This window comes from Sporomusa aerivorans (assembly GCF_041428895.1).
GTDB lineage: Bacteria > Bacillota > Negativicutes > Sporomusales > Sporomusaceae > Sporomusa > Sporomusa aerivorans.
Genome location: NZ_CP156926.1, coordinates 2,787,269 through 2,801,759, shown reverse-complemented (window position 1 = coordinate 2,801,759; position 14,491 = coordinate 2,787,269). Strand labels below are relative to the sequence as shown.

Sequence of the window (14,491 nt, the reverse complement as noted above, 5' to 3'; positions counted from 1 at the left end):
TTCGCTCCTTTTAAAACGTAGTCCCCTGCAGCATCAGCAAATGCTCAACAATAGGTCCTAAAGTCAGTATAGGTAAAAAGGTTAACGCACCGACAATCAGGATGATGCCAGCTAAGAGCAATACAAACAGCCAGCCGGTTGTGGGGAAAGTGCCGGGGCCGGGAGGGGAAACCTTCTTTTCCGCCATACCGCCGGCAATCGCCAGAATAGGCAGAATGACACCGAAACGGCCAATCAACATCCCCATTGCCAGCATTACATTATAAAAGGGGGTATTGGCACTCAAGCCGCCAAAAGCACTGCCATTATTGCCTACGGCAGAAGCGAACGCATACATGATCTCACTCAGGCCATGCGGTCCGGGATTGAGAATAGAGGATGTTCCGGGTTCCGTAACTGCGGCAATGGCACTGCTGGTCAGCATTGTAACCGAAGGAAATAATATCCCAAGCGTTGCCATTTTAGTCTCCCGGGCTTCAATTTTTTTACCTAGATATTCCGGCGTCCGGCCGACCATCAGGCCAACGATAAACACGCTCAAAATGATAAACAGCATAATGCCGTAAAAGCCGGCGCCAACGCCGCCGAAAATGACTTCTCCCAGTTTCATCTGCAACAAGGGAAAGAAACCGCCCAGCGGCGTAAAACTGTCATGCATGGCGTTAACCGCACCGCAGGAAGCCGCCGTCGTCACCGTGGCGAACAAGGCCGAACCAGCGATGCCAAACCGGACTTCCTTGCCCTCCATCGCTGTGGGACCGTCCACGTCCAAACCGGCCAAAATGGGATTGCCGTTCAGTTCACTGAGATAGGCGCCGGCCAGCATCAGGCCGAACAGCAGCACCATTGTTGCTAATACGGCGTACCCCTGCCGCCGGTCATGGGCCAGCCGGCCGAAAGTCAGCACCAGGGCTGCAGGAATAAGGAAAATGCCTACCACTTGCAGAAAGTTGGTTAACGGCGTGGGGTTTTCAAGGGGGTGGGCGGAATTGGCGTTAAAGAAGCCGCCACCATTTGTTCCCAACAATTTCGGGGCTTCCTGGGAAGCCACCGGTCCCATCGCCAGTGTTTGTTCCGCCCCTTCCAGCGTTTGCAGCGTCAGATAAGGCGACAAATTTTGTATAACCCCTTGTTGAATAAAAATCAGCGTAAATACAATGGATAAAGGTAACAATACCCGGAATGTGCCGCGCACCAGATCGACCCAGAAGTTGCCAATAGTTAAAGCTGTCTTACGGGTTAAACCCCGGATCAGGGCCATCGCCACTGCCAGACCTACGGCTGCCGAAACAAAATTCTGCACAGTCAGGGCCGTCATTTGGGTGAAATAGCTTACGGTTGATTCCCCGCCGTAGGACTGCCAGTTGGTATTGGTCATAAAGCTGACCGCAGTATTGAATGCCAAGTGCCAGGGTGACACCCCGTTCAGCTCGGCCGGATTCCAGAATAGCGCCCCCTGCAGGACTTGAATCAGATAAACTAAAATCGCGCCCAGCACATTAAACATCAGAAGTGCTCCGGCATACTGCCGCCAATTCATTTCCTGTTCCGGATTGATCCCTGCCAGTCGGTAGAGTAGCCGCTCCAACGGCTGAACTACCGGGTCAAGGAATGTCTTTTCCATGGTAAACACTTTTACCATGTACTTGCCTAACGGCCAAGCCAGAAGCAGTACCACAACGAGAAACAGTCCAAACAATACAATATCTGTCATCATGTTAAAATTCCTCCGGTTTCCATAATGCATAAAGTAAGTACACCAATAATAAGACGGCAGTGATTCCTGCCAACCATAAGTCAGCCATAGTTTCCCTCCTATTTCCTTTGGACTTCAGATTTATTGTAGCCCCGGTGGGGATAAAGATGTCGCTAAAAGATCGGCTTACGGCATAAAAAAAAAGTAAAGGTGGTACTGCCTTCGTTCATAATATATGGTCACGATTCCTTTCAATATTGAGATTTGAGACTGATTGTCTCTATACCTACAATACCGCCAAATGCCGTAAAAAAAGCGGCTAAAAATCCTTGTTGCGGCATATAGAATATGTAAAGATCCGACACCTCGCCTACTTTACGCCAATAAAAAACAGACTGCTTATGGCAAGCAGTCTGTTTTTTATTGGCATCAAGATCATCTAACGTCCCATCAGCCGGTAGCCAATACCTGATTCGGTGACAATATAACGGGGCTGAGCAGGGTCCTGCTCAATTTTGCGTCGCAACTGACCGATATAGATGCGGATATAATGGGTATCCTCCCCGTAGGAATTGCCCCATCCCGCCTTTAACAATTGCTTGTGCGTCAGCACCCTCCCGGCATGCTGCATCATAAATTTGATCAATTCATACTCTGTCGGTGTCAGTTTAATTTCCCGGTCATCCACAGTGACCCGTCGCTGCAGCAAATCGACAGCCAAACCACCGCAGCGCAGTATTGGTTCGTTGTCGCTAGTTGCTATTCGCCGCAGGCAGACCCTCATCCGGGCCATTAACTCGCCTATGCCGAATGGCTTGGTGATATAGTCATCTGCGCCAGCATCCAACGCAGCAATTTTTTCCTGTTCCTGATCACGAGCTGTCAAAATAATAATTGGCATCGATGACCATTCGCGAATTTGCTGAATTACTTTTTTTCCGTCCATATCCGGCAGCCCCAGATCTACAATAGCCAGATCGGGTTTAAAGGCAGCTGCCTGTTGAATTCCTTCCAACCCATTGCCCGCCTCGCTTAATTGATAACCATGCGCCTGCAGGGAAACATTCAGCAATTTTCGTATTTGCGGCTCGTCATCAATCACCAAAATTCTGAGGCCCTTTTCCGTCATTCCACTCACCCTCCTTTACTATAGTCCTACCGCCGTTATCCGGTACAGGTATAGCAAAAACAACGCTTGCTCCTCCACCCGAGTTATTCTTGGCCCAAATCCGTCCCCGATGGGCTTCCACAATGCTCTTGCAAATCGATAAACCCAGCCCTGTGCCGGTAACCTGCACCGCTTGCTGTGGCGTACGGTAAAATTTTTCAAAGATTTTTGCCAGATCTTGCACCGGTATGCCGCAACCACCATCCTCCACCGATACAATAATTTCCGGCCCGTTTTGCTCGGCGGCAATAGTGATTTCCGTGCCGGGAGGCGAATATTTAATAGCGTTATCCAGCAAATTGACTAAGACATGCTCCAATAAGACGCAATCAGCCCGCAGCAGCGGCAATTCATGGGCCAGTCGGGTCCGCAGGACATGATTTTTCGTTGCCTCACCCATGCGGCGAATGGCCGTGCCCACAATATCCTCCACATCACACCAGTCGATTTTTAACTGAAGCATTCCACTCTCAAGCCGGGCGGTATCTAGCAGATTGCTCACCACCCGCTCCATCCGGTTAGCACCGTCTTTGACTGTCTCTAGCAACTCGCGCCGGATTTCGGCACTATATTGCTCCCCCATGTCCAGCAAGGTGGCCACGGCTGCGCTAATTGCCGCCAAAGGCGTCCTGAGTTCGTGAGACACCGAATTAAACAGCGCTGTGCGCAACTGATCGGACTCTTTTAATAGCGCCGCCTGTCGGGCATCTTCAGTTAGCTTCCCCCGTTCCACGGCAATGGCCGCCAAACCTGCCCAGGCATAAATGAGCTGCCGTTCTTCCTGTGTCATTTTCTGCTGCCCCAGTTCGATGCCAAACACTCCCACTGTCCGGCGGTCAACGGCCAGCGGCACAAACAAAAAGTCCGCGCCAGGCAGTGTTTCCGTAGACCGCCCTGCTACCTGGCCATTGGCCCACACCCAGTTAGCCACCGCATGTTCTGCGGCTGGCAATTCCGCCTGATCTCCCCTGCCATCCGGCGCACTGGCATCATACCATGCTTCTACTTTTAGATTTCCCTGAGCCTCTGGTAAGAGCAGTACGGTATTACGGCCAATCGCTACACCGGTGTGCCTAACAAACGTCCAGGCAATCTGGTTTACGTCAATGATAGCTGCAATCTGGCTACTAAAATCATATAAGGTACGCACGCTGGTTTCTCGCTGCCGGGTCAGCAGTACCTCTTTTTTCAGCATTTCCGTCCGTCCGCCGACCACAAAGGAAATGACCAAGAAAATGATAAAACTCCATAAATAACGAATATCGCTCACTGTAAACGTCCACAGGGGCGGGGTAAATAAAAAGTCAAATACCAAAACACTGGCCAACGCTGTAATATAGGACGGCCAGCGGCCCCACCGGACAGCGCTGAACAAAATCGGCAATAAATACAACAGGGCAATATTCACTTGCTCTAATTGTTCCCTGCCCAGCCAACTTATTGCCGTAACCGCCGCCGTCATCAACAGCCCCCCGGTAATAGGCAGCCAGGGTATCGCCGGCGCATCAGGCCGGGCTGTACTGATGGTGGAATACGCCTCAGCCTCTGCCTTGCTTTGAATAACATAGACGTTAATTCCTTCACTGCGCCGGATCAACTTATCCACCAGCGAGCCCTGCCAAAACTCCCGCCACCGGCTGTGGCGCGGCTTACCAATCACGACGGCCGTTACATTTTCGTTGCGGGCCACCGTTATCATTTCCTCCACAATGTCGTTGCCGACGACCGTGATAATTTTGCCGCCCAGCTCCTCTGCCAGGCGCAAATTACGCCAAACCCGGTCCCGCTCCTTCTCCCCCATGGGAAAACGGCGCGCTAGGGTATCTACATAGACAGCCAGAAAACCGGCTCGTAGTCCTTTTGCCAGCCGGTGGGCTGCCCTGATAAGCTGAGCCGAAAATGGACTGGCGCTGACACAAACCATCACCCGGCCGGCTGCCGGCCAGGGCCCGTCAATATGATTCTGTCGCATATATTCTGTCATATCCTGATCGACCCGGGAGGCGGTAAACCGCAGGGCCAGTTCCCGCAGGGCATTGATATTGCCCGGTCGAAAAAAGCTTTTTAACGCCTGCTGAGCCTGACCGGAAATATAAACCTTGCCGTCCTTTAAGCGTTTAATCAGGTCTTCCGTCGGTATATCAATCAACTGGATATTGTCGGCCTGCTCAACAAATGAATCAGGCACCGTCTCCCGGACAATGACGCCGGTAATCTGGGCAACCACATCGTTTAGACTTTCTATATGTTGAATGTTCAGCGTTGTATAAACATCGATCCCGGCATTTAATAGTTCCTCTACATCCTGAAAGCGCCGGACATGACGGGAGCCTGTCAGATTGGTATGCGCCAGTTCATCCACTAAAACCAGTTCCGGTTTTTGCTTCAAGATGGCGTCAATATCCATTTCCATTAGATTCTTGGCACGGTATGTTAGCGTTTTAGGAGCAATTTGGGGTAAGCCTGTCACCAGTTTTTCAGTCTCCGCCCGTCCATGCGTCTCCACCCAGCCAATGACTACCCGCACTCCTTCTGCCAGACGGTCATGGGCGGCTTCCAGCATGGTATATGTTTTGCCGACTCCGGCGGCCGCCCCTAAAAAAATTGTCAACTTACCGCGATGCTCTTTATGAATTTGCTGTAGTAACTCTTCAGGATCAGGCCGACGTTCCTCCTCTTTTTTCATATGTTATACCAACTCCTTATAAAGTAGGCTTAGCTTCAGGCGGGGTTTTAGCCCCATCTGAAGGTTAGTCTCAGGATTAAGCAAATGCTTATAATATCCCCGTATTGAAGCGATATTTAAATCTCATCTTGCCGTCAGCAAAACATAGAACGGCACTTATTATTGTACCTCTAATCACTGTAAAAACCATATTAAGAAACAGCAGCCTGATATAAAAAAAGTAAAAGCGCATGGATAGTATTTCTACACATGCAGCTTAAAAACCATTTTTGTATTTTATTAACACACAGAGAGAGATACCATGTCTTTAGAAAAACATGGTATTCCTCGCTATCATCTATTTTTGCAAATGAAAGGGAAGTGTGGTAACAGCCACATTTTTATTAAAGATCAGCAGCGTCCTCAGAACCAGTCCGGTCTGATTATGCAACAGACGATGCCACCATTTCCGGGTCTCGAACTCAGGAATCACCACAGTAATATAATCCTCCGGTTGTTTCCGCCGGGTTAGTTTTTCCACAAAGTGCAATAACGGCTGGATCACCAGTCGGTATGGCGAATAAACCGTCACCAGATTCACTTCCGGATTCCACTGACGCCATTTTTCTTCCACCCGCCGGGCTGTCTCCTTATCGGTTGCAATATGCAGGGCGATAATCTCGTCGCCAATCTTTTTTGCGTACCGCATTGTTTCCGCCACTACCCGAGTGGGGCTGGCAACCGGCACAACGACATAGTGCTTTCCCACCGGCTTTATACTATACGGGCCTTCCTCCAGCGGCAAATGCAGTTGTTCCGCCATATCCAGATAATGCTTTTTTATTTTTTTAAATACGAACATCATGGCGGGAATGAAAATTAGTACAATCCAGGCACCCGCAAAAAATTTGCTGACGGCGATCACTACCACGACAATACCCGTTATCGTCGCCCCAAACCCATTGACCAATGCCCGCCTGCCCCAGTTGCGATTCTTTTGCCGCCACCAGTGAACTACCATGCCGGACTGTGCGATGGTAAAAGAGAGAAACACACCAATGGCATAGAGAGAAATGAGATGTTCCACGTCGCCGTTAAAGCCAATAATGAGCAATCCCGCTACCAGACTCAGCAGCAGAATGCCATTGGAAAAGCTCAACCGTTCTCCGCGCATGCCCAAATAGCGGGGCATATAACCGTCCTGCGCCAAGAGCGACAAGAGTGGCGGCAAACCGTTATAGGCGGTATTCGCCGCCAGGAACAGAATTAGCATGGTAGCCATTTGAATGTAATAGTAAAACCAGCCTCTGCCCACCGTTTGCTCGGCAATCTGCGACAACATGGTCACATGAGCTATCGGCATGACATGATAGTGGAGCAGTAAAAAAGAGATCCCCGTCAGCATAACGGCCAGCAGCCCGGACATCCAGTAGGTCGTCTTTATGGCATTCACATGCTCCGGCTGCTTAAACATTGGCACCCCATTCGAAATGGCCTCCAAACCGGTCATCGAGCTGCAGCCATTGGCAAAAGCCCGCAGCACCAACGCCAGCATCATCCAATCCAACTCCTGGCGGGCCAGCGACGCCGGTGGAAAAACAGGCCCCGGACCGGTTAATGCCTGATAAACTCCAGTGATGATCAAGCCCAGCATACCCAGCACAAACAAGTACGTCGGGAGCACAAAAACATGGGCAGACTCCCTGACCCCGCGAAGATTGATCAAGGTCAGGATGCCAAATAAGACCACAAGGTCAATACTGACTTCCCGGCCCTGTAATGTCGGAAAAGCGGATACCAGCGCCTGCGTGCCGGCACATATGCTCACAGCCACTGTCAGCACATAATCGGCGAATAAAGCGGCCGCTGCCACAAGCGAGGGGTATTCGCCCAGATTCTTTCTGGCTACCGAATATGAGCCGCCTCCGCCCGGATTGGCTCTGGCAACTTGGGTATAAGAGGCAGTAACAATGGCCAGTAAAATAAGTACAGTTAGAAATGCATAGGGATAATAGCCATAGGCTACAAGACCTGAAACAGCCAGTACCAGTGCAATCTGCTCCGGACCGTAACCAACCGAAGATAATGCATCCGAAGAAAATATCGCCAGCGCCTTCCATTTGGGCAATCGTTCGCCCATGGCTTCCCTGTTATGCAATGGCCGCCCAATCAAGATCTTTTTAATGTGATGAAACAGAGTAATTACCTCCTGCTATGATTCCTGTATATTTGCAAATATATTGCTATGAAATATTGTCAGCTGCATTGTCCCATCCATTGTTTTATACCGCTTCTGCCAGCATTTTTAAGCAGCTAACATCAGCACTTCATTCTCATTAAACTAATGTTTTAATAATGCTAGATATCACGCTTACCGTATACCTATCAACAAAGCATATTTTACCTTTAAACACTGTAAAAATGTTATTAAAAAACAGTTCATTACTGTAAAAAAAAAGTAAAGATTTTGCTTCAGGATGGAAAAGAGGTACCCTTAGCGACTGACCCTTATTCACTGACAATAAAAAGCCGGTTGGGTGATTTTCAACCATCCAACCGGCTCGCTTTTTTTATTATGCTCATGATACAACAATTATTGTTTATCCCTTTTTTCCTCCCAAAGGCGTGTGCGTTCTTCAAAACTTACTTCTTTATGCACTTGATGCAGCATCCATTGATAGCCGAAAGAATCTATAAACATAGCATTGGTGACTCCGTAATCAGGCAGTTCAGTCACTGGCTGAAGTTCTGCACAACCCGCGCTGACAGCCTTTGAAAATGTTTCCTTGATATCAGGAACGATGATGTTAAACCACATTGATTGGGGTTCATCCGGGTTTGGCGCTTTTAAGCCGAATTGCGGGTTTTCATCCAACATGTGAAAGCGAACTCCGTATAGGGTAAAAACGACTTCATTTTCACCTTTGGGGAAATTCGTAACCTCAATACTTTGGACATCAAATACCTTTTTGTATAATTCCAATGCTTTCAAGCTGTCGGTAATAACCATGTCAATTTCTACTCCGACCATTTTGAACACTCACCTTTTATAGATTTAACAATATCCCGCTTTCCCCGTCGTCCTGAGTTGCTAGATGAATACCCGGTCAGGACTGTTAGGCTACTCTCACTGAACGCGACAATGAAGCGTGACTTATAGTTCTATTATGCATCAAATTCATTTAAATATAGACCAATACCTATCCTTTGTAATCTTCTATGGTCATCAAAAAACTGTACATTGAAATTGGTGTTCTATACATCTCAACTATTTGATCCTTGACGGTCTTTATTACAATTTTCCTAACCACGTCCAGGGAAACAAGCAGGAATACCTAAAAATTATGGTTTTGGGATAATATTAAAAAATACAAAGGGAAGCCAAATGCTTCACTTGCTTTGTTAACCTATTTTAGGAGGTTACCTTAAGTGCAATAATCATTTTTACAACCTCATATTATATAAAATAATAATCTTTACTTATCTTTTTAAATATACTGTATATGCCAACTTATTTCCAATAAAACCGACTTCGGCAAAACCTATTGCTTTAACTAAATCTAATATGGTTTGCTTTTTTTGGTAATGAGGGTCAAACATAGTTTCCGAAATTGCGAGTATTCCCCCCGGCCTTAATGAGTTATATATTTCCTTTAGAGCAGTAGTTCTGTTTGGTATCTCACCAAGTACAGCTGCCAAGACTGCCCTATCGGCTTTATAGTCTCCAAGTTTTCCTTCTCCCATTGCTATATTCACAACAGTAATATTATGAACATTCGCCTTCAGGGCTTTTCTCTGAACTATATCTAGCATCTCTTGCTGAATATCAACTGAAATAATCTTCCCGTGTTCAGCAACTGCCTTTGCTAAGGGTATACTTATCCGGCCGGGACCACATCCGATATCGAGTATCGTCATTCCTTCTTCAATATCAAGTCCGGAAATAATACTTTTCGATTGACTGCTTCTAGCGAAAGGGTTTTCTAGTTCGACTGCCCAATAAAGCCATGACGGACACGGAACATTTTTCTTCCTTGAGGTAAATTTCCATGCAAACCAAATAATACTAAACAGAATAATTATTCCGATTGAATATGATAGATACATTCTTTCACCTTCCATAATTGCCCTTATGCAAAAGCGCAGCCATAGCTCACTAAAAATAAGCTATGGCTGTTTTTCTCTAGCTTTAATAATATATCCTGCTATATTTTAAATTTCATAACTATAGTTTCGTCGTTTACCGTGTTTTAGAGCAATTCTGACCAATCTTAAACAGTAGTTAGTCCCCTGCCTATAGTTTTGCGCAAAATATCCCAACATTTCGTACAAGGGGTGTACCCTTAGCATACGTTCGCCCCCGCTTGCTGCGTCCATGAGAACACAAAAACACACATTTGAAATTACGCCCAATCCGCATCCCCTTACTGTTCCTGAGCTTTTCGTTCTATTAACCCAATTGACTCCACGTGAAACGTCATCGGCAACATATCCACCGGCTGAATCTCCCGGGCTTCATACCCAAGCCCGCTTAAGACAGCCAAATCCCGTGCCAAAGATGCCGGATGCAGTCTCAAGCACCTTCTGTTCGCAGCCGGCCCGGGGCGGATCAACGACCGTGTCGCTTTTGTTTATCTTGGTCTGCGGAAACTTAGAGAGCGTCAGGCGACAAAATGCGATTGACTAAAGTGAATCAAGAAAGTCGTGCCTTGATTTCCGGTTTTTACATTAATGGTGGCATGGTGCCGGGTGGCAATGCGGTAGCAAATTGGTAGGCCCAATCCCGTGCCAGTATCCTTCGTCGTTAAAAATGGTGTTCCTAGGTTTTGCAGGATATCATCCGGCATACCGGTACCCTGATCCTGCACCCACAAGACAACTTCCTTTTTTTCAAAGCTTGTCCCGATAACAAGTATGCCCCCCCTTGGCATGGCCTCCAAACCGTTACGTACTAAATTCAGTATCAGCTGGCGGATTTCATTTTCATCCAGAGCAAGCGTGGGTAATTCTTGTAATCTAAGACTTACAGCGACATTAAAATTGGCGGCATCAGCCTCAATTAAAGGGGATATTTTATTTATTAATGTATTCAAGCAGTGGTTTTTTAGTTCAACCCGTTTATCTTTGGCTAATAAGAGGTATTCGCTGATAATGGTATTAGCACGGTTCAGTTCTTCCAACATTAAAACCAAACGCTTTTCATACTTATGTAAGTCAGCCTCACGGGCCATTATTTGCAAATAGCCGCAAACCGTTGTTAAAGGGTTGCGTATTTCATGGGCGACACTGGCAGCCATCGCTCCCGCCATATTCAGCTTGTCAACACGGGTGGCAAGGCGCTCCAGTTCTTTACGGGCGGTGACATCCCGGATAATGCCGTCAAGGTAAAGCAAATTTCCTTTTTCGTCATAGTGGTGAACACACTTATTCTCAATCCATATTATATGGTTATCTTTGCGAATTAAACGCAGCGCAAGAGGCAAAGAACTATATTCTCCCGTGGCGTTAATGAAAGCCTTATACGCTGGCAGATCATCGGGATGAATCAAACTCCGCAGCAAGCCGGCTTCGTCATAATATTCCCCGGCACTATAGCCGGTGATGGGAAGTATGGACGGACTGATATACTCCAATTCAGGTTCAGGTAAAAGCCGGTAACGGTAGATGATGTCTACTGCACCTTCTGTTAACAGCCGAAAGTAAGCTTCCCGTTCAAGCAAATCGGCGCGGTTTTTTTCAAAATACACAATTAACGTACCAGAGGCAATAACCAGCCGTAATATTCCGCCAATGGCGTAATTCACGGAAGTTATCCAGGGCAATCCTAAACCGAGGGTATAAAGGGTGCTGGCGGTAAGCAGGCCCCAGAGGATAAAGGCATAGCCGGTAATGCGGTTGCCGATGCCCTTTATTTTTAAATCATAGATAAAAGAATGACCGATAGTGATCAGGATTATGCCGGCGAACATGGCGGGAAAAGAGTGTTTAAACCAAAAGGGTAAATCCAGAAAAGCGGCGGTAATGCTGATTAAAATTACGGCGGTGGCGCCGTACACCCACCAACGGTTAAACGGTCTGCCGACAAAAAGATATTGACTATATAGAAACAATAGTATTGTGCTGTTATACGTTATTTGAAAGATAATAAATCCGGTCAGCGATTGTTTCCAATCAAGTATCCCGGAGTCAAAAAGGACCAGCCGCACGGAAAAGGCGACCCAGGTTATGATCCAAATCCCCATGTAACGTTCGCGGTATAGAACGTAAAGATAGCTGTAGACAAGAATCATACAAAACATTCCGGCTACCGCGCATAATATTGCCAAGCTCGCATGATTCACGAAAGTTCACCTTATTTCAAACATTATTATTGATCGGTTCAAGAATTTATCAATACTATTTTACTACTTCCCATTGTAATAATTACTCGAAATGAGTAATAGTTTACCAAATTTATGCAAAACAGAGACCCTTTATTCAAATGCTGTATTTGAATAAAGGGTTTTTATTTTCAAAAAGGGGCATTTTTTTCAAACCCATAGGGAATACAGCCTATTTCCTTAATTTTTAATTCAAAGGAGGTAATTGGCGTTGAATATAATGCCCTCTATTCGATCGTCCACTACAAACGAAAAAAAGGAGCGAAAAAAATTATGACAAACGTAGTTAGCTTATCTGACAAATCCATCACCATCGGAATTGCGACAACACCACAAGAAAAAAAAGAAATTTTCCGCTTTCGTTACCATATTTACGCAAAAGAAATTGGCCATCGGCTCGCCTCCGTTGACCATCGTAAAGAAATGCTATGTGATGAATTGGACGAATTTGGATTGCTGCTGAATGTAAAGACTGGAACAAATCTCATTGGTACTGTAAGAGTAAATATCGGACGGGTAGAAGATTTCCCACCAAATTTAGCGCAAAATTTTTTATTGGACAGGTTTCAAACCTTTAGTGCTGACGTAGACAATTTATTTGGATATGCTTCAAAGGGTATGATATCTCCGGATTTCCGCCATTCCGCCGCCCATTTTCTGCTGGCAACAACAATTTATGAACTGTATTGCGAAAATAGAATACAATTTGGCTTTCTCAACTGCAATTCTTATTTGCTCCCCTTTCATGAACACTACGGCTATCGACGCTACACACGCAATTGGGTCGACCCGGATTACGGCCTGCAAATACCACTTGTCTTATTAATAGACGATATCGCATACTTGCAGACCGTAAACTCCCCTATACTTAATGTGGCTTATAATAGAACCGCACCGAATGATCAAACCCGCAAATGGTTCTACCGGGAGTTTCCCGAAGCTGCAAAAGTAATCAGCAACCGTGCAGTCGCGGAAGATGCTTATTGGGCTTACCTGAGCAAATGTCTACAACATTCCCCTCATAAGGCAATTCCGGTGCTCCACGGAATTCCTGAACCGGCGGCCAAAAGATTCGTCCACAGTTGCGGCGCAATTCTTAAATGCCACACCGGCGAGCCGATAATAACCTGCAGAGATTCCGGTAATGAACTGAATATTTTACTTGCCGGCAGACTGGAAACGTCGGATGGTACATACATATTACCAGGACAGTTTTTTGGCGAAGTCGGTTTAGTTAATCGTACTAAGCATACATCAAATGTTTTTGCAAGCACCGATGTAGAAATTCTTGTTTTGTCTTTCCAATATTTTAAAAAATTCAGTTATACTTACCCTGATATTTCCCGTAAGATTTTACAAAACTTAGCGGCAACAGGTAGCCTTAGATCCGAGACAAGTTCGTCGTTTTAGGTTTCGATCCTTACTTCTATACATGTAAATTGCCGCTTTAAGTAGACTGAAAAACCCGGCTCATTTATTGAGCCGGGTTTTTCTCTGAAATCGGTAATCGCAATCTTGTCCTTGGGTGATCTTCAAGCCCTCTCTTGCATCAACTCAACTTTTAATTCTTGCCTGTCTTGTCATTTTTAGAGCCCCGAGCAGTTTCATTAGGATGCGCCTCTACTAATACCCTAAAAATTGGTCTTTTTTCTGATAAAATACAGCGGCCGGCGTTTGGACTCATTATAAATCCTGCCGATATACTCGCCGATGACGCCTAAGGTCATCAGCTGGGTGCCGCCAAAGAAGAAGATGGCCACCATCATTGAGGGATAACCTGGCACCGGATCGCCATACAGCCAGGTTTTCACAATAATATAGGCGATATATACGCCGGAAAGCAAAGCTGTCAGAAACCCCACATAGGTTGCCAGTTGCAACGGGACAAAGGAGAAGGAGGTGATTCCTTCCAAAGCAAAATTCCAGAGCTTCCAGTAGTTGAAGCTGGTTATCCCCTTGTGGCGGGGGTTGCGGAGGTAAGGAATGCTTGTCTGCCTGAAGCCTACCCAGCTAAACAGCCCTTTCATAAACCGGTGGTATTCGCTCAACTGGTTGACCGCCTCCACCACCTGCCTGGTCATGAGCCGGAAATCGCCGGTATCGGGCGGTATATCCACCTTGGCGAGGCGGTGCATGACCCGGTAAAACAGGAAGGCGGTCACTTTTCGCAAACTGCTTTCCCCTTCCCGGACCAGCCTGGTAGCGTAAACAACATCATAGCCGTCCTGCCATTTATCTATTAACGCCGGGATGAGTTCCGGCGGGTCCTGCAAATCGGCGTCAATGGGGATGACGGCGTCGCCCTTTGCTTCAAAGATGCCGGCGGTCAGGGCGATTTCCTTGCCGAAATTCCGGGACAGTTCAATTACCTTGAGCCGCTTGTCCCTCGTTGCCAGCAGTTCAATTTTTTCCAGTGTATTATCAGTGCTGCCGTCATTGACGCATATAATTTCATAGTCATACGCCGTTAAGGCGCCCATGACCTCAGATACTTTTTGATAAAAACAGTCTATGTTCTGGCTTTCATTGTACATGGGCACAACAATGGAGATTAATGATTTCATTGGTCAGCCCTCCTTGGC

11 protein-coding genes are annotated in these 14,491 nt (G+C 46.7%); 1 reads left to right on the top strand and 10 read right to left on the bottom strand.

Going from position 1 to position 14,491, the window contains the following annotated elements; genetic code table 11:
• Positions 1-10 precede the first annotated feature (10 nt).
• The 9 genes from kdpA to SATMO3_RS13060 all read right to left on the bottom strand — a co-directional run bounded on the left by kdpA (position 11) and on the right by SATMO3_RS13060 (position 11,870).
• Positions 11-1,717 carry a potassium-transporting ATPase subunit KdpA gene (gene kdpA / locus SATMO3_RS13100; protein ID WP_371381229.1) on the bottom strand — a complete coding sequence of 569 codons (1,707 nt, stop codon included), beginning with the start codon at positions 1,715-1,717 and terminating at the stop codon, positions 11-13.
• Position 1,718: 1 nt separating this feature from the next.
• Complete coding sequence (kdpF, locus tag SATMO3_RS13095) at positions 1,719-1,805, bottom strand: K(+)-transporting ATPase subunit F (protein WP_371381715.1); 87 nt, start codon at positions 1,803-1,805, stop codon at positions 1,719-1,721.
• A gap of 330 nt (positions 1,806-2,135) precedes the next feature.
• Positions 2,136-2,825, bottom strand: a complete 690-nt coding sequence (locus SATMO3_RS13090) for a response regulator (RefSeq protein ID WP_371381228.1) — start codon at positions 2,823-2,825, stop codon at positions 2,136-2,138.
• On the bottom strand, positions 2,791-5,550 hold the full coding sequence (locus tag SATMO3_RS13085) for an ATP-binding protein (protein WP_371381227.1): 2,760 nt from the start codon (positions 5,548-5,550) through the stop codon (positions 2,791-2,793). The genes SATMO3_RS13090 and SATMO3_RS13085 overlap by 35 nt, the downstream gene beginning before the upstream one ends.
• Positions 5,551-5,887: 337 nt before the next feature.
• The gene (locus tag SATMO3_RS13080) at positions 5,888-7,669 is read right to left on the bottom strand and encodes an APC family permease (RefSeq protein ID WP_371381226.1); all 1,782 of its coding nucleotides are present in this window, start codon (positions 7,667-7,669) and stop codon (positions 5,888-5,890) included.
• A 453-nt stretch (positions 7,670-8,122) separates the two neighbouring features.
• Positions 8,123-8,560 (bottom strand): VOC family protein, encoded by a 438-nt coding sequence (locus SATMO3_RS13075; RefSeq protein ID WP_371381225.1) that lies wholly within the window; start codon positions 8,558-8,560, stop codon positions 8,123-8,125.
• Positions 8,561-9,009: 449 nt separating this feature from the next.
• Positions 9,010-9,651 carry a class I SAM-dependent methyltransferase gene (locus tag SATMO3_RS13070; RefSeq protein WP_371381224.1) on the bottom strand — a complete coding sequence of 214 codons (642 nt, stop codon included), beginning with the start codon at positions 9,649-9,651 and terminating at the stop codon, positions 9,010-9,012.
• A 302-nt stretch (positions 9,652-9,953) separates the two neighbouring features.
• Entirely contained in the window at positions 9,954-10,106 is a 153-nt protein-coding gene (locus tag SATMO3_RS13065) for a hypothetical protein (RefSeq protein WP_371381223.1), read from the bottom strand.
• A gap of 84 nt (positions 10,107-10,190) precedes the next feature.
• The gene (locus SATMO3_RS13060) at positions 10,191-11,870 is read right to left on the bottom strand and encodes an ATP-binding protein (protein WP_371381222.1); all 1,680 of its coding nucleotides are present in this window, start codon (positions 11,868-11,870) and stop codon (positions 10,191-10,193) included.
• Positions 11,871-12,182: 312 nt separating this feature from the next.
• Here SATMO3_RS13060 and SATMO3_RS13055 point away from each other — a divergent pair, with 312 nt between their 5' ends.
• Positions 12,183-13,319: a cyclic nucleotide-binding domain-containing protein gene (locus SATMO3_RS13055; RefSeq protein ID WP_371381221.1), complete on the top strand. Its 1,137-nt coding sequence runs from the start codon at positions 12,183-12,185 to the stop codon at positions 13,317-13,319.
• A gap of 221 nt (positions 13,320-13,540) precedes the next feature.
• On the opposite strand, the gene SATMO3_RS13050 is transcribed toward SATMO3_RS13055, so the two are convergent.
• The gene (locus tag SATMO3_RS13050; protein ID WP_371381220.1) at positions 13,541-14,473 is read right to left on the bottom strand and encodes a glycosyltransferase family 2 protein; all 933 of its coding nucleotides are present in this window, start codon (positions 14,471-14,473) and stop codon (positions 13,541-13,543) included.
• Positions 14,474-14,491: the final 18 nt, after the last annotated feature.

Bases quoted from the DNA above. Each gene is read 5' to 3' on its own strand.
- kdpA (WP_371381229.1), bottom strand. From the start codon at position 1,717: ATGATGACAGATATTGTATTGTTTGGACTGTTTCTCGTTGTGGTACTG.
- SATMO3_RS13075 (WP_371381225.1), bottom strand. From the start codon at position 8,560: ATGGTCGGAGTAGAAATTGACATGGTTATTACCGACAGCTTGAAAGCA.
- SATMO3_RS13080 (WP_371381226.1), bottom strand. From the start codon at position 7,669: ATGGGCGAACGATTGCCCAAATGGAAGGCGCTGGCGATATTTTCTTCG.
- SATMO3_RS13085 (WP_371381227.1), bottom strand. From the start codon at position 5,550: ATGAAAAAAGAGGAGGAACGTCGGCCTGATCCTGAAGAGTTACTACAG.
- SATMO3_RS13050 (WP_371381220.1), bottom strand. From the start codon at position 14,473: ATGAAATCATTAATCTCCATTGTTGTGCCCATGTACAATGAAAGCCAG.
- kdpF (WP_371381715.1), bottom strand. From the start codon at position 1,805: ATGGCTGACTTATGGTTGGCAGGAATCACTGCCGTCTTATTATTGGTG.
- SATMO3_RS13055 (WP_371381221.1), top strand. From the start codon at position 12,183: ATGACAAACGTAGTTAGCTTATCTGACAAATCCATCACCATCGGAATT.
- SATMO3_RS13090 (WP_371381228.1), bottom strand. From the start codon at position 2,825: ATGACGGAAAAGGGCCTCAGAATTTTGGTGATTGATGACGAGCCGCAA.
- SATMO3_RS13070 (WP_371381224.1), bottom strand. From the start codon at position 9,651: ATGGAAGGTGAAAGAATGTATCTATCATATTCAATCGGAATAATTATT.